Source organism: Maribacter corallii (genome assembly GCF_047345415.1).
GTDB lineage: Bacteria > Bacteroidota > Bacteroidia > Flavobacteriales > Flavobacteriaceae > Maribacter_C.
In genome coordinates this window covers 808,763-822,357 of sequence record NZ_JBLFEP010000002.1, presented here as the reverse complement: position 1 = coordinate 822,357, position 13,595 = coordinate 808,763, and the positions used below count along the sequence as shown (strand labels likewise).

The following is a 13,595-nucleotide window of genomic DNA, read 5'->3' as shown; positions in this document are numbered from 1 at the left end:
AGTATCTCAATTCAACTGTAACGTACTCAACAACCGAATATTCTCAGAAAGGTATTCATATTGATATAGCGTCTCATCACCGACCATTAAAAGGGTTTCTTCCAAAGGAATGACATCAAAAGTAGTAATGTCCTTGAAATGATCCAAGGCAACCAGATTTTCCACATCGGTTTTGTCGTATACCTTTAATCCTGATGTGCCATCGCAAACGAACAATTTTTCACCTTTGATTCCCAAACCATAGGGTCCATCCATGGGATAGGAGATCTTTAATTCAGGGCTTGAAATGTTAGAGATATCAACGATGAACAGACCGCTTTCCGTTGCTCCGCAACCATTGCCGCCCCGAAGTGTGACATAGGCATAATCTCCATCGACCACAACCGGATCACAGGCCGTACCATGTTGAAATTCGGAGACAAACTGAGGCTTGTCGGGTGAGGAAATATCATAAATGTACATCCCCCGCATACTGCCAAGAAAAAGGTGTTCACCTCGACTGAAAATCGTTTCGATGTCGAATCCGGCATACACGTCTTCCAAATCCAAGGGATTTTGCAAATCGGAAATTTCAAAAACGTTGATGTTATGGCTGTCGACCGCATAGAGAAAATCACCGACAATCTTGAATCGCGCTAATGAGCCTCCCTGTCCTGTATTTCCAGATTCCGCTGTGGCCACCATATCAAAAGCTACATCGACCATAGGGTTTCCGAACCTCTCCTCGTACTCGGAAATCAACATGCGTTCGGTACGGGTATCCCAACCTACTTGAATCATATCAACACCTGTACTACTTGCCTGCCAATCAAAAATATCAGCTTCGACCGGCCAGTTCAAGTATTGCTGTAAGACATTTTCGAGGCGCTTTACTATCGTAATATTGGAGATGTCAGAGATGTCGAAAATCATCAGGTCCATAATACTATCCGCATATAGAATATCATCCTTAATGGAGATGTCAACATTACCGGCGATTTCTATGAATGAAATTTTTTGCGGGTTTTCGGGATCCGAATTATCTATAACATGTACGCCCCGATACTTGTCGTTTACAAAAATGTAATCCTTGTAGGCATAAATCTTTCCTGATTCATCAATAGGTCGGGGAGGTAAAACATCCACGCTATTTCTGAATTCCGTGAGGTTCATCATAACCGGTGTAGCCACCAGATAGTCGGCGTACTCGCTTTCATCGTTTTTCTCGCAGGAGACTGAGGCCAATGAGATGACCATCAGCAGTAGCACTAGCTTTTTCATCTGTTATTTATTAATTGGGTTGTGTACAACAGATAGTAGTATGATCAAAACGTTGCGTGATCATACGTTAAAGTCCTATCAATTTTCAAGGTATCGTTCGTCATCGTTTTCAAAACCGACCCCGTCCTTATAGATATAATAGATTGGTATTTTCGCCAACATCGCAGTAAAAAAAACGCCTACAAAACATAGAATAAAGCCAAGTTCGGCCAACAATCCCATGATAATAATCAACCCGAAAATCACCAACCAATTCTTATTGCCCAACTGAAAGCTGGCTTTCATGATCTCCTTTGGCGAACATTCCTCATCGAAGGCTACAAAAGCCGGCACCAACGAAAGTGGCACTACGAGATATAGGATCCCAACCCCACAGACGAGCAAGCCCAATAACGAAATTCCCAAGTACATTGCGCCCAACACCACTAACTTGCGCAGTCTTCCATTTTTGAAGAAGTAGAAATAGTCATCGCTCTCTTCCAAATTCAAATCCTTTGACCTACAAATGCGTAAAAAAGCGGCCATTAAACCTAGGGTCAAGGTCGCCATACCGATTAGCAAAACAGGTAGTACGCAAAGAAACGTCAACACCATAACGGCATTGGGCTCTTGCTCTTGGAACATTTCCGGATTCCAAATACCCATGGCCACAAAAGGAAGATATACGAGTATATATAAAGGAATGATACAAACAAAGGTCAACAAGAGAATTACAAAACCCTGTACCCAAACTTTTTTGAAAAGCTCAAGGGAGTTGCTAAAAATGCTTCCGAAATCGAGAACTGGGCGCTCTGCTATCTTCTCTTCTACTTCTTTGAATTCCATAGACTAAATTTAGCTCAAAAATACCCCATTTCAGGGGGATACCGACCTATAAAATAGTATTAAATTTTACTGTCAATTTGTCATAAAATAGGAATTTGCCCTATCTTTGCAAACCCTTTTGGGGTATAAAGATGGCCTTTCTATGGAAAAAATAATTGATGAAACACTTCAAGGCACCGCAGTGCATGTCGCAAAGAAAGAGACGAACACGCGTAACCTCTACATCGAGAGTTATGGTTGCCAGATGAACTTTTCGGATAGTGAAATCGTCGCTTCCATATTGGCCAAGGAAGGTTTTAACACGACACAACACCTTGAGGAAGCGGATTTGGTTTTGGTGAATACCTGTTCCATACGCGAAAAAGCGGAGCTAACGGTACGGAAACGACTCGAGAAATTCAATGCCGTGAAACAAAATCGCCCCCATATGAAAGTCGGCGTATTGGGCTGCATGGCCGAACGGCTTAAAAGCAAATTGCTCGAAGAGGAAAAAATCGTGGATATGGTCGTCGGACCCGATGCCTATAAAGACCTCCCCAATCTCGTTCAGGAAATCGATGAGGGAAAGAACGCCGTAAACGTGATCTTATCCAAGGAAGAAACCTACGGTGATGTTGCCCCGGTACGGTTGAATTCAAACGGGGTTACTGCCTTTGTTTCGATTACCCGTGGCTGCGACAATATGTGCACCTTCTGTGTGGTACCTTTTACCAGGGGCCGTGAACGAAGTAGAGATCCACAATCGATAATCGAAGAGGTCAATGATCTATGGACCAAAGGCTACCGAGAGATTACCCTGCTCGGACAGAACGTGGATAGCTATCTGTGGTATGGCGGGGGATTGAAGAAAGACTATACCAAAGCCTCGGACATGCAAAAAGCGACGGCGGTAAATTTTGCGAATTTACTAGAGCAAGTTGCGTTGGCACAGCCAAAGATGCGTATACGGTTTTCTACGTCCAATCCGCAAGACATGACCCTCGATGTTATTCACACCATGGCCAAGTATACCAACATATGCAACTACGTGCATCTTCCGGTTCAAAGTGGAAGCAATCGAATTCTTAAGGAAATGAATCGTCTCCATACCCGTGAAGAATACTTTGAACTGATTGACAATATCAAAAGAATCATTCCAGATATTGCCATCAGTCAAGATATGATTACCGGCTTTCCGACCGAGACCGAAGAAGACCACCAAGACACCTTGTCCTTAATGACATATGTCAAGTACGATTATGGTTTTATGTTCGCCTATTCGGAACGACCAGGCACTATGGCCGCAAGAAAATTGGAAGACGATGTACCTCAGGAAACGAAAAAAAGGCGCCTCTCGGAAATCATCGCTCTACAAAGGCAACACTGTCAAGAAAAAACGGAACAACACCTTGGGCAGGTGCAGGAAGTCTTGATCGAGGGACTTTCCAAAAAATCGGACGCCCATTTCATGGGACGTAATTCACAGAACACCGTGGCCGTTTTTCCAAAGGAAGATTATAAAGTGGGCGATTTCGTTATGGTACGAATGGACAGTTGTACCTCGGCCACACTTATTGGCGAAGCGGTAGGGTATAGCGAAAACTAAGACCACCCTACGACAATATGATGGGTGATTTGACCCGTCATTGAAGAAAATGATATCAAATGGAGAATATACAATCTATAAAACAGCGCTTTGAAATCATCGGAAACGATGTGAAACTCAACAGGGCCATTGAAAAAGCGATTCAAGTGGCCCCCACCGATATTTCGGTTTTGGTAACCGGTGAAAGTGGTGTCGGTAAAGAATCCATTCCAAAAATCATTCACTCCCTTTCCCATAGAAAACATGCCAAATACATCGCGGTAAACTGTGGGGCTATTCCTGAAGGCACCATTGATAGTGAGCTTTTCGGTCATGAAAAAGGTGCGTTTACCGGAGCTACCCAAACAAGGAGCGGTTATTTTGAGGTTGCCGATGGCGGCACCATTTTTTTGGATGAAGTAGGAGAGCTTCCGTTAACCACCCAGGTACGTTTGCTTAGGGTACTTGAAAATGGGGAATTTTTGAAAGTTGGGTCTTCCCAAGTACAAAAAACGGATGTTCGCATTGTTGCCGCAACCAATGTGAATATGTTCGAAGCCATTAAAAAAGAGAAGTTTCGCGAAGATCTTTATTATCGACTGAGCACCGTGGAAATCAATATCCCTCCCTTGCGGGAACGAAAAGACGACATTCACCTGCTTTTCCGAAAATTCGCCTCCGATTTTGGTCGGAAGTATAAAATGCCCACCATACGCTTGATGGATGATGCCATTCAAATGCTACTGAAATATCGATGGCCGGGTAACATACGCCAATTGAGGAATATTGCCGAGCAGGTTTCGGTACTCGAAGAAGGGCGTACGATTTCAGCGACCACCTTGCATGGCTATTTGCCCAATGCGGGCAATACCAATTTACCGGCAGTGGTCGGTTCCCCTAAAAAAGAGGGGGATTTCAGTACGGAACGGGAAATCTTGTACAAGGTCTTGTTTGATATGAAAGGGGATTTACACGACCTGAAAAAACTCACCCTTGAACTGTTGAAAAACAACGACACCGAAAAGGTTCAAGAGGAGAACCAGAACCTTATCCAAAAAATATACGGTAATGAGAATCAGGACATCACGGAAGATAATGGGGCACCTGTAGAGGTATTGCACCTTCCCGAACCTCATGCAGAACAGCCTGTGACCCAGTCTTTTCAAGAAGACAAATATCATTTTGCCGAAGAAATCGAAGAGGAAGAAACCCTATCTTTACAGGAGAAGGAGATCGAATTGATCAAGAAATCACTAGAACGCAACAGAGGAAAACGAAAAGCGGCAGCTAGTGAATTGGGCATCTCCGAGCGAACGCTGTATCGAAAAATCAAACAGTACGATTTATAGTTGTTGTTAGATGTTAGATGTTAGATGTTAGATGTTAGATGTTAGATGTTAGAAACTAAAAAATGAGATTTATAATTAAGAGTTTTCTGTGTGTTATATTCATACTGACATTTCAGGGGTGTGGGGTATACAACTTTACTGGTGGAAATCCGGGAACGGCTACGACCTTTCAAGTGAATTACTTTCAGAACTACGCGTCTCAAAGTCCAGGCTCTATATTTGAACCGGGCATGGACCGTGATTTTACCCTTGCACTGCAAGACAGAATATTGAACCAGAGCAGTCTTGATCTGATCAGTAACAGTGGCGACCTAGTATATGAAGGCGAAATAGTAGAGTATCGCATTTCACCGATGACGGCGACGGCACAACAAACTGCCGCGCAAAACAGGCTTTCCATCGCGGTGAAAGTCCGATTTACCAACAACACCATTGAAGATGGCTCAAAGGATTTCGATCAACGTTTCTCGTTCTTTTTTGACTACCCGGCCAATTCACAATTGTCGGCCGTCAAGTCCGAGGCCCACGAGATTATCTTTGAACGTATCACCCAAGATATTTTTAATGCCTCACTGGCGGATTGGTAAAACAAAGTGAAAAACAATATATAAATTCTGAATTCAAAATTCAGAATTCAGAATTACTGAAAAAACACATGAACGTTCAAGATTTTACACATCTTTTACAAGAACCCAAGAAAGTGGTTTCTGCGCAGCAGACACAACAGCTAGAAGAAGTCTTGACGGAATACCCCTATTTTCAGGCGGCCAGAGCGATTCACTTAAAAGGGTTAAAGAATCTGAACAGTTTCAAGTACAATAACGCCCTCAAAATTACCGCTGCCTATACTACGGACCGCGATATTCTCTTTGAGTTCATTACGTCGGAAGACTTTTTGCAAAACTCGATTGCCGATACCATTTCAGGTAAATCAATGGCGGTGACGGAAACCGAGGTAATGTCCGAAGAAATCGTGACCGCGCCTAAAGCGGATAAAACGATTATTCAAACTTCGGAAGACAAACCGTTGCCACAGAATGTGACGGATGCGGATGCCATACTAAATCCGAAATTGTTCACTTCAAAAGACCCAAAGATCGATCGAGATATTGAAGCCGAAAAAGAACGGGCTACCTTAGAATTGGGAGAACCGCTCACCTTTACAAAAAATGAAAAATTTTCCTTTGGTGAATGGCTTCAATTGACAGCGAAAAAAACAATCGATAGAGGAGAACATGAAAAAAAGACTGCCAAAATCCCAAAGCAAGAATTAGCGCTGGAAGACCAAGAGTTCGAGTTTGAAAAAGACGTGTTGAAAAAGAAGAAATTCGACCTCATCGATAGATTCATTGCCAACAACCCTAAAATAGTTCCCAGTGAAAAGGTCCAGACTTCCAAAAGCATACAGGAGTCCGCCAAAATCGATAAAAAGGAGCTGATGACGGAAACTTTGGCAAAGGTTTATTTAGAACAGAAAAAGTACAAAAAGGCCATACAGGCATACAAGATTTTAAGTTTGAAATATCCGGAAAAAAGTGGTTTCTTTGCAGACCGAATTAAAGCGGTACAGAAAATACAACAGGAAAATAGCTAGAAAGCAATGAGCACATTTACGATATTCTTGATTTTGATTATCATCGTCTGTTTTTTACTGATGTTGGTCATCATGGTACAAAATCCAAAAGGCGGTGGACTTTCTTCTTCCTTTGGAGGCGGCGGAAGCCAAGTAGTAGGAGGCGTTAAAAAGACTGGCGACTTTTTGGATAAGAGCACATGGACCTTAGGAATCATGCTCGTTGTACTGATCCTTGCTTCAAATATTGCGTTAAAAGGCAATTTCAATGGCACTGATTCGAAACTTTTAGATAGTGATGGTGTTGAGGAAGTAGTACCTGAGGCCATTCCGGAAACCACCCCTGAAATAGTACCGGAGCCTGCAAATGATGGCGCTACTAACGATACGCTTTAAGAAAAAGTAAATATGATATTAAAAATGCCAGCTTAAATGACAAGCTGGCATTTTTATTTTCACAAAATGTCAGTTTGCCTATAATGGCATAATTTCTGTCTTGAGAAGAGTCGAAAACATTTAAATCAATTTAAAACTGAATACTATGGCTAAAGTTAGCATTAAACCATTGGCAGATAGAGTTCTTATCGAGCCCATGGCCGCTGAGACTAAAACCGCATCTGGTATATACATTCCAGACACTGCAAAGGAAAAACCACAAAAAGGCAAAGTTGTTGCCGTCGGCCCCGGAACCAAAGATGACGCCGTTACCGTAAAAGTGGGTAACACGGTCCTTTATGGAAAATATGCGGGCACCGAATTAAAACTAGAGGGTACCGACTATTTGATGATGCGTGAAAGTGATATCCTTGCGATTATCTAATAAATAAGATTCCAAAAACCAAAATCAATATTCCAAAAATTCACTGCTCTTGTTTTGATTTCTTCAAAGAAAAGCTGAATCGGTTGGGATTTAAAATTTTAAAACAAAATCATTATGGCAAAAGATATAAAATTTGACATCGATGCTCGCGATGGCCTAAGAAGAGGTGTTGACGCCTTGGCCAATGCGGTCAAAGTAACCCTAGGTCCAAAGGGTAGAAATGTAATTATCAGTAAATCATTCGGAGCTCCTCAAGTAACCAAAGATGGGGTTACCGTGGCAAAGGAAATCGAATTGGCGGATGCCCTTGAAAATATGGGCGCCCAAATGGTGAAAGAAGTAGCTTCTAAAACCAATGACCTGGCCGGTGACGGTACGACTACCGCAACGGTTTTGGCCCAATCTATCGTTAAAGAAGGATTGAAAAATGTCGCAGCCGGTGCCAATCCTATGGATCTCAAAAGAGGAATCGACAAGGCGGTAGATGCCATTGTTGAGAACTTGGCGAAACAATCGAAGAAAGTAGGTGACTCCTCTGAAAAAATCAAACAAGTCGCTTCAATTTCATCGAATAACGATGACGCTATCGGCGAATTGATCTCACAGGCGTTTGAAAAAGTTGGCAAAGAAGGGGTCATCACCGTTGAAGAAGCCAAAGGAACCGATACCTATGTTGATGTCGTAGAAGGAATGCAGTTCGATAGAGGATATCTTTCTCCTTATTTCGTGACGGATTCAGAAAAAATGACCGCCGACTTAGAGAGCCCGTACATCTTATTGTTCGACAAGAAGATTTCGGCCATGAAAGACCTATTACCTGTATTGGAGCCTGTAGCCCAGTCAGGAAAGCCGCTTTTGATCATCGCGGAAGATGTGGATGGTGAGGCTTTGGCTACTTTGGTAGTGAACAAGCTGAGAGGTTCATTGAAAATCGCTGCGGTAAAGGCACCCGGTTTTGGTGACCGAAGAAAAGCGATGCTCGAAGATATCGCTATCTTGACCGGTGGTACGGTCATCTCCGAGGAAAGAGGATTCTCTTTGGAAAATGCTTCCTTGGACATGTTGGGTACCTGTGAGAAAATCTCCATCGACAAAGACAATACTACTATCGTAAACGGAGGAGGAGTTCAAAAACACATCAAAGCCCGTGTAAGCCAAATCAAATCACAGATTGAAACGACCACATCGGATTACGATCGTGAAAAACTTCAAGAACGCTTGGCCAAATTGGCAGGTGGTGTTGCCGTACTTTATGTCGGTGCTGCTTCCGAAGTTGAAATGAAAGAGAAAAAAGACCGAGTCGATGATGCCCTTCATGCCACTAGAGCTGCTGTAGAAGAAGGTATTGTTGCCGGTGGAGGTGTTGCCCTGGTTAGAGCAAAATCGGTTCTTTCTAAAGTCGATGCTGAAAATGCCGATGAGGAAACCGGAGTTCAAATTGTAGCCAGAGCTATTGAATCACCTTTACGCACTATCGTTTCCAATGCAGGAGGTGAGGGATCTGTAGTAGTCGCCAAAATCATGGACGGTAAAGGAGATTTCGGTTATGATGCCAAATCGGAAAAATACGTTGAGATGTTGAAGGCCGGTATTATCGATCCTAAGAAAGTGACCCGTGTCGCTTTGGAAAATGCCGCTTCGGTAGCAGGAATGATCTTGACTACGGAATGTGCCCTAACGGATATCAAAGAAGATGCTCCTGCGGCAGGCCCACCAATGGGTGGCGGCGGCATGCCAGGCATGATGTAAGTTGACCATATGCACAGGTATGTTACCTGTTTGCATATCGATTCTCATAAAAAACCCATTTTTGAAGGTATTCAAAAATGGGTTTTTCTTTTTTCTATATGAATTTGGTGTAAGTACTATCTTAAAAAGCACCGATGTATGATCCTTAGGAAACTGGACTAGGGCTTTTCATAGGAGGTATTATTGTGGTTAGTTTTTTCCGATTCAATCGTTTCATTTAAATAGCTCAAAACTTTGTTGAAGTAACTTTCTAAACTTTCGTGCTCTTCTTCTCCAGGGTACCAATTTGCAAACTTCCAGTATTTCCATTTTCCATTTGATAATTCCGATGGAATTAATAAAAAGTATTGCTCTTCATGTATTCCGCCAACAACGATGCTTTTTTCTAATTCTTTTCCAATATTTTCAATTCCGTCAATACTGTAAGCCTCGATTATGAAACTGTCCAAATTCTTTAAATAGTCAATCTTGTCAACGGTCTCAAAAGTCGGTTCGATATCATTTGGTGCAGAAAATCCATTAGCGATTGATAAGAACTTTTTAAAATCAGTTGGGAAGTCAATTCCGAGTCGTTTTTCGGTCAGTTTTATTTCAGCCTCCGAAGTTGGCATACCTCCTAGCCAATTATTTTCAGTCTGTTCTTGAGTAAACTCAAAATCAGCTAATTTGATTGCTTTCTCTGATATTTGCTTTAGTAGACCGTACATTTTTCAAATTGACCGCTACGGTCTCGTATGACCATCAGTTACGGGTCCATATATGTTAATTTTCAATCCTGCCGGTGGGCAGGAAAGCTCGAAGCCCATGTTGTTTACTAGGTTGCGTTATTTGCTGGCTTTCCCATTGAAGTCACGCCGTTTTCTCAAAGCGTAGATTTCATTTGCCAAATCCAATCTAGCGAGTTTGCCCCATATTAAAAATGGTTCTTGATTCGGTTCCTTTTCCAATTCGAGTTTCTTTTGGAATTCAAGAGACTCCGTAGAACCAGATGGCGGTGCAGATGGATTCTCAAAAGACCTACTGATACCACAAATGTTCATTTTTAAAAATCCATCTTCCATTCTCCCATAGACAAGCCAAGTCCCGACTTTATCTACATAGGGTTCACAATATCTCAAATTTAGTCCGAGATATACATTCCCTTGTAAATCCCCTCCGTCAAGTGATTCCACAACCGTAATTTTATAAGTAGAATCATCGTTAATCTCAGTAATTTTCCCAATGAATATACATTCGGATTTTTTAATCTCGCGCTCTTGGTATTCTACAAGACTTTTATACACACAATCACAAGCGACAATTTCCTTTGGAAATAAAATAAAGACGGTTAGCGTTAGAAGTAGTTTTTTCATGCCTAAGTATTTTAAGCTTGCAGGTAACGGTAGAACTATGCGCTATACGTATTGTTGCCTGCTCCATCGCTGACAGTAATTCGCTTAAATTTATGCAACATCCACAAACCTACTAATGCTCTCATTATCGGTTGATAAATGATACTAAAGTATTCGACAAAATGCCCTACTGATTCAGATGTCCAAAATTCGTTTCCAAAGGCAAGTAAGTTACCAAATCCCCAAATTAACAAGAGGTAAGCGAGTATACGATCAATCTTATTGTTGCCAAGTAGACTGATTCCATAACATATGTTTCCCAATGCAAATGCCACAATGAACAAGCCAAAAAGAGCATAGCCAATTAAGCCTGCATGATCCATACTAACTTGTATTATCTCGCGCATGGCTTCACTATCAGTTTCAAGGTAGGATCTACGTAGATTGTTCATGTAGAAGAAAACGAACATCTGCCGAAAGATTTCAGTAAATGAAAATACAGCGAAGAATACAAAACCTAAAATTGTAAATCCTCGACTCTTTTTAAACTGTATCAATAAGAAACCCAACATGGCTATTAATACAAATAAGCAGTGTATAATTATCCAGAATCTATTCGCAATGTATTTTGAATTTTCAAAGAGTCTTATCCGATCATCGAAACTCAACTCCCCTAAATCAAATAGATTGGAGTGAATGCCAAGGGTCGTTAGAACGGATAGAAAGCAACATACAATTGCTACTACTAAGAATTTGTCATATGGAGTATTAATTGCCATGATTTGCTAAGGACTGATAATGATATAAATATAACCTTTTTGGTAAAGACGAGATTGTTGCCAAGGGTTTGGCTAAACTGCGTTTTAATGCGGTTTAGGTTTTGTTAGAGCTCGTTTTTTATTTCTGTATAGAATTTTCAACCTAAACCATTTCGTAGCATATACCAAGATGGTTACCCATGAAATTGAAGTTAGGACTCCTTTTAAAACGGTAAATGTACTCGATAAAATTACGATCGTTTCAGATATCTCAATTGATTTTGAGATCATTAATATAATACATATGTTTTCTGAATAATCGGATATCATCGCCAGAAATGGAATAATCAAGAACATCGATGCGAATTTCCTTTTTGACTCCGTTATTTTAATAAGCCGAAATAATAGACTACTTAAGAACAAAGCCAGTAGAAAAGGGTAGAGTAGATCTAACAAAGTTAATTGTGGAAAAAGGTAAAGGTCAGCACTTGGATTATTCAAGTTGCTCACAATTGATTTTGCTTCAGAAACCGAATACCCAAAAGGTAGGAGGTCAAATGCCTTAGCCCCAATTTGATTATTGATTACCGGAAAAGTATATATCATCATAATCAGCAAGACAAAGTGACTTGCTACAAATGAGATACATAATGTCTTTACTGAGGAGGTTTTTAGAAGGAATGAATTTAGAATTGACATAATTATTGTTTTGATTAGAAAACAAAGGTTGCCAATTCATATGGCGATTCCATTAACAAATGATAAGCGTTAAGATTGTGTTCTTAATCTACTTAAAGAAATAGTAGTTATTCCTAAATATGAAGCAATATCGGAATGTGGTATGAGGTTTTCGATATTCGGGTAATTCTTTCTTAATAGAAGTAACCGTTCTTTTCCTTTAAGTGAAGCTAAAGCTATTTCTTTCTGGACCTTCGCCATAAGTTCAATTCTTAAGACAGAATTTCCAAAATCTCGAATTTCTAGATCTTCAATCATTAATTTTTCAAACTCTGAAGCATTGAAAGCTGCGATCTCAACATCTGTTAAAGCTTGTATATTAATTACGGATTTACCATTTTGATTTCTTGTAGTACTTGGTGATATTATCGAATTAGCCATGAAAATAGAAATCGTCACACTTTCTCCTTCGGGTGTGTTTAGAAAACTTTTGCAGACACCATCAATCATAAAATACTCCAGATTATTCTTTTGCCCAACGGTGGTTATTGGCTCTCCTTTTTTTATGTTAGTGTATTCGACTAAATTCTTTATTTTTTCAATTGAATTACTTGAAACAGGTGAAACAGAATGGATAATAGGGCTAATCTTGTCGAACATTGTTTAATTTATAATGAACTCTAACGGTTGGGCTAAGCCGTAGTACGGGGGCAAGGAAACTTTTCGTTTCCGTCTGGTCTGCTAGCCAGAGCTTTTTGTTTTGTAATTATTTTTTTCATTTTAATTGCCAACTTAGCGCAGCGTTATCACGAATTCCTTATTAAAAATAGAAATCACATGAGTAAATCCAAAAGATTTGGCGGACTTAGTAGATGAGCCCAAGCCATTAAACATAGCACTTTATGCCCTATTTGCTATAGGTATTGTTGGCCATAGTTATTTCTTTTTTAAAGTCCTGAATTTTATTATAATCCTTAATTCCCAGTATATCAATAAGTGGTAACCATCCAAGAATTCCATTTTTATGATAGTGAGTCAGTACTTCTTTAAAATGGCTCAGCCTTTCTGATTCGGTTTGTAAAAAATTGCACTTTATTTTTTGTCCATTTTTCAGTTCCAGAGTCACTACGTTGTTTAATCCATTGGACAGGTGTGGAGTGAATTCCAGCATAGAATTAACAAACATTCCCCTAATATCATATGCTTGGTTAAAGTCCAATTTTGATATTTGAGATAGGTTATAATTTTCCTCGTCCACTTGTATTCTGTCTTCCCAAAAGGTCAATTTACCACAATATTTTCCTATTTCTCGTTCATGACGGAAGAAGGTGCTAATCATAAGTCCGATTACATAAACTAGCCATAGAATTAATAGAGTAGTGTCCCAACCATTAAAATCATATCCGTGAGATTGCTTTAAATAAGCCATTAAAAATACCAATCCTGTCCAAAAAATGACGACCAATTTTTCTGGTGAAATATAAATCCCTTTTCTTTTTTGAAATATTCTTAGACTTCTAGGTCGCATTCTATAATTATGGCCAACGGTTGGGCTAAGGTTCGTTGCTGTGATTCGTCCGAACCCCGATAGCTATCGGGGCAGCCGAACCTAAAGATAGCTTTTTGCGCGTGATTTCCGTTTAGGAAATCCGAAGGCAATGAATTGTAGGCTTTGTTGGCACCAGTTT

Annotated in this window: 14 protein-coding genes; 7 read left to right on the top strand and 7 right to left on the bottom strand. The window is 40.4% G+C overall.

Annotated elements, in window-relative coordinates; translation table 11 throughout:
* Positions 1 to 6 precede the first annotated feature (6 nt).
* A complete protein-coding gene (locus tag ACKWCA_RS08900; RefSeq protein WP_413977828.1) occupies positions 7 to 1,260 on the bottom strand; it encodes an LVIVD repeat-containing protein in 1,254 nt (417 codons plus the stop codon).
* A gap of 78 nt (positions 1,261 to 1,338) precedes the next feature.
* Positions 1,339 to 2,085: a hypothetical protein gene (locus ACKWCA_RS08895; protein ID WP_413977827.1), complete on the bottom strand. Its 747-nt coding sequence runs from the start codon at positions 2,083 to 2,085 to the stop codon at positions 1,339 to 1,341.
* Positions 2,086 to 2,227: 142 nt separating this feature from the next.
* On the opposite strand from ACKWCA_RS08895, the gene miaB reads away from it, so the two are divergent.
* The 7 genes from miaB to groL all read left to right on the top strand — a co-directional run bounded on the left by miaB (position 2,228) and on the right by groL (position 9,140).
* Positions 2,228 to 3,670 carry a tRNA (N6-isopentenyl adenosine(37)-C2)-methylthiotransferase MiaB gene (miaB, locus tag ACKWCA_RS08890; protein WP_413977826.1) on the top strand — a complete coding sequence of 481 codons (1,443 nt, stop codon included), beginning with the start codon at positions 2,228 to 2,230 and terminating at the stop codon, positions 3,668 to 3,670.
* Positions 3,671 to 3,729: 59 nt separating this feature from the next.
* Positions 3,730 to 4,998 (top strand): sigma-54 interaction domain-containing protein, encoded by a 1,269-nt coding sequence (locus ACKWCA_RS08885; RefSeq protein ID WP_413977825.1) that lies wholly within the window; start codon positions 3,730 to 3,732, stop codon positions 4,996 to 4,998.
* Positions 4,999 to 5,060: 62 nt separating this feature from the next.
* The gene (locus ACKWCA_RS08880; RefSeq protein ID WP_413977824.1) at positions 5,061 to 5,585 is read left to right on the top strand and encodes an LptE family protein; all 525 of its coding nucleotides are present in this window, start codon (positions 5,061 to 5,063) and stop codon (positions 5,583 to 5,585) included.
* Between the two features lie 68 nt (positions 5,586 to 5,653).
* On the top strand, positions 5,654 to 6,592 hold the full coding sequence (locus ACKWCA_RS08875) for a hypothetical protein (RefSeq protein ID WP_413977823.1): 939 nt from the start codon (positions 5,654 to 5,656) through the stop codon (positions 6,590 to 6,592).
* 6 nt (positions 6,593 to 6,598) lie between these two features.
* Complete coding sequence (gene secG / locus ACKWCA_RS08870; RefSeq protein WP_413977822.1) at positions 6,599 to 6,967, top strand: preprotein translocase subunit SecG; 369 nt, start codon at positions 6,599 to 6,601, stop codon at positions 6,965 to 6,967.
* A gap of 145 nt (positions 6,968 to 7,112) precedes the next feature.
* Entirely contained in the window at positions 7,113 to 7,391 is a 279-nt protein-coding gene (locus ACKWCA_RS08865; RefSeq protein WP_413977821.1) for a co-chaperone GroES, read from the top strand.
* 114 nt (positions 7,392 to 7,505) lie between these two features.
* A complete protein-coding gene (gene groL / locus ACKWCA_RS08860; RefSeq protein ID WP_413977820.1) occupies positions 7,506 to 9,140 on the top strand; it encodes a chaperonin GroEL in 1,635 nt (544 codons plus the stop codon).
* Positions 9,141 to 9,298: 158 nt separating this feature from the next.
* Here groL and ACKWCA_RS08855 read toward each other — a convergent pair whose 3' ends face one another.
* The 5 genes from ACKWCA_RS08855 to ACKWCA_RS08835 all read right to left on the bottom strand — a co-directional run bounded on the left by ACKWCA_RS08855 (position 9,299) and on the right by ACKWCA_RS08835 (position 13,435).
* A complete protein-coding gene (locus ACKWCA_RS08855) occupies positions 9,299 to 9,847 on the bottom strand; it encodes an SMI1/KNR4 family protein (protein ID WP_413977819.1) in 549 nt (182 codons plus the stop codon).
* A 117-nt stretch (positions 9,848 to 9,964) separates the two neighbouring features.
* A complete protein-coding gene (locus ACKWCA_RS08850) occupies positions 9,965 to 10,492 on the bottom strand; it encodes a hypothetical protein (protein WP_413977818.1) in 528 nt (175 codons plus the stop codon).
* 35 nt (positions 10,493 to 10,527) lie between these two features.
* Positions 10,528 to 11,250: a hypothetical protein gene (locus ACKWCA_RS08845; protein WP_413977817.1), complete on the bottom strand. Its 723-nt coding sequence runs from the start codon at positions 11,248 to 11,250 to the stop codon at positions 10,528 to 10,530.
* A 747-nt stretch (positions 11,251 to 11,997) separates the two neighbouring features.
* Complete coding sequence (locus ACKWCA_RS08840; protein WP_413977816.1) at positions 11,998 to 12,567, bottom strand: Crp/Fnr family transcriptional regulator; 570 nt, start codon at positions 12,565 to 12,567, stop codon at positions 11,998 to 12,000.
* A 247-nt stretch (positions 12,568 to 12,814) separates the two neighbouring features.
* The gene (locus ACKWCA_RS08835; RefSeq protein WP_413977815.1) at positions 12,815 to 13,435 is read right to left on the bottom strand and encodes a hypothetical protein; all 621 of its coding nucleotides are present in this window, start codon (positions 13,433 to 13,435) and stop codon (positions 12,815 to 12,817) included.
* Positions 13,436 to 13,595 lie beyond the last annotated feature (160 nt).

What these genes read in the sequence shown, in the direction of transcription:
- ACKWCA_RS08900 (WP_413977828.1), bottom strand. Translation starts at nt 1,260, where the DNA reads ATGAAAAAGCTAGTGCTACTGCTGATGGTCATCTCATTGGCCTCAGTC.
- miaB (WP_413977826.1), top strand. Translation starts at nt 2,228, where the DNA reads ATGGAAAAAATAATTGATGAAACACTTCAAGGCACCGCAGTGCATGTC.
- ACKWCA_RS08855 (WP_413977819.1), bottom strand. Translation starts at nt 9,847, where the DNA reads ATGTACGGTCTACTAAAGCAAATATCAGAGAAAGCAATCAAATTAGCT.
- ACKWCA_RS08845 (WP_413977817.1), bottom strand. Translation starts at nt 11,250, where the DNA reads ATGGCAATTAATACTCCATATGACAAATTCTTAGTAGTAGCAATTGTA.
- ACKWCA_RS08885 (WP_413977825.1), top strand. Translation starts at nt 3,730, where the DNA reads ATGGAGAATATACAATCTATAAAACAGCGCTTTGAAATCATCGGAAAC.
- groL (WP_413977820.1), top strand. Translation starts at nt 7,506, where the DNA reads ATGGCAAAAGATATAAAATTTGACATCGATGCTCGCGATGGCCTAAGA.
- ACKWCA_RS08835 (WP_413977815.1), bottom strand. Translation starts at nt 13,435, where the DNA reads ATGCGACCTAGAAGTCTAAGAATATTTCAAAAAAGAAAAGGGATTTAT.
- ACKWCA_RS08840 (WP_413977816.1), bottom strand. Translation starts at nt 12,567, where the DNA reads ATGTTCGACAAGATTAGCCCTATTATCCATTCTGTTTCACCTGTTTCA.
- ACKWCA_RS08880 (WP_413977824.1), top strand. Translation starts at nt 5,061, where the DNA reads ATGAGATTTATAATTAAGAGTTTTCTGTGTGTTATATTCATACTGACA.
- ACKWCA_RS08875 (WP_413977823.1), top strand. Translation starts at nt 5,654, where the DNA reads ATGAACGTTCAAGATTTTACACATCTTTTACAAGAACCCAAGAAAGTG.
- secG (WP_413977822.1), top strand. Translation starts at nt 6,599, where the DNA reads ATGAGCACATTTACGATATTCTTGATTTTGATTATCATCGTCTGTTTT.
- ACKWCA_RS08865 (WP_413977821.1), top strand. Translation starts at nt 7,113, where the DNA reads ATGGCTAAAGTTAGCATTAAACCATTGGCAGATAGAGTTCTTATCGAG.
- ACKWCA_RS08895 (WP_413977827.1), bottom strand. Translation starts at nt 2,085, where the DNA reads ATGGAATTCAAAGAAGTAGAAGAGAAGATAGCAGAGCGCCCAGTTCTC.
- ACKWCA_RS08850 (WP_413977818.1), bottom strand. Translation starts at nt 10,492, where the DNA reads ATGAAAAAACTACTTCTAACGCTAACCGTCTTTATTTTATTTCCAAAG.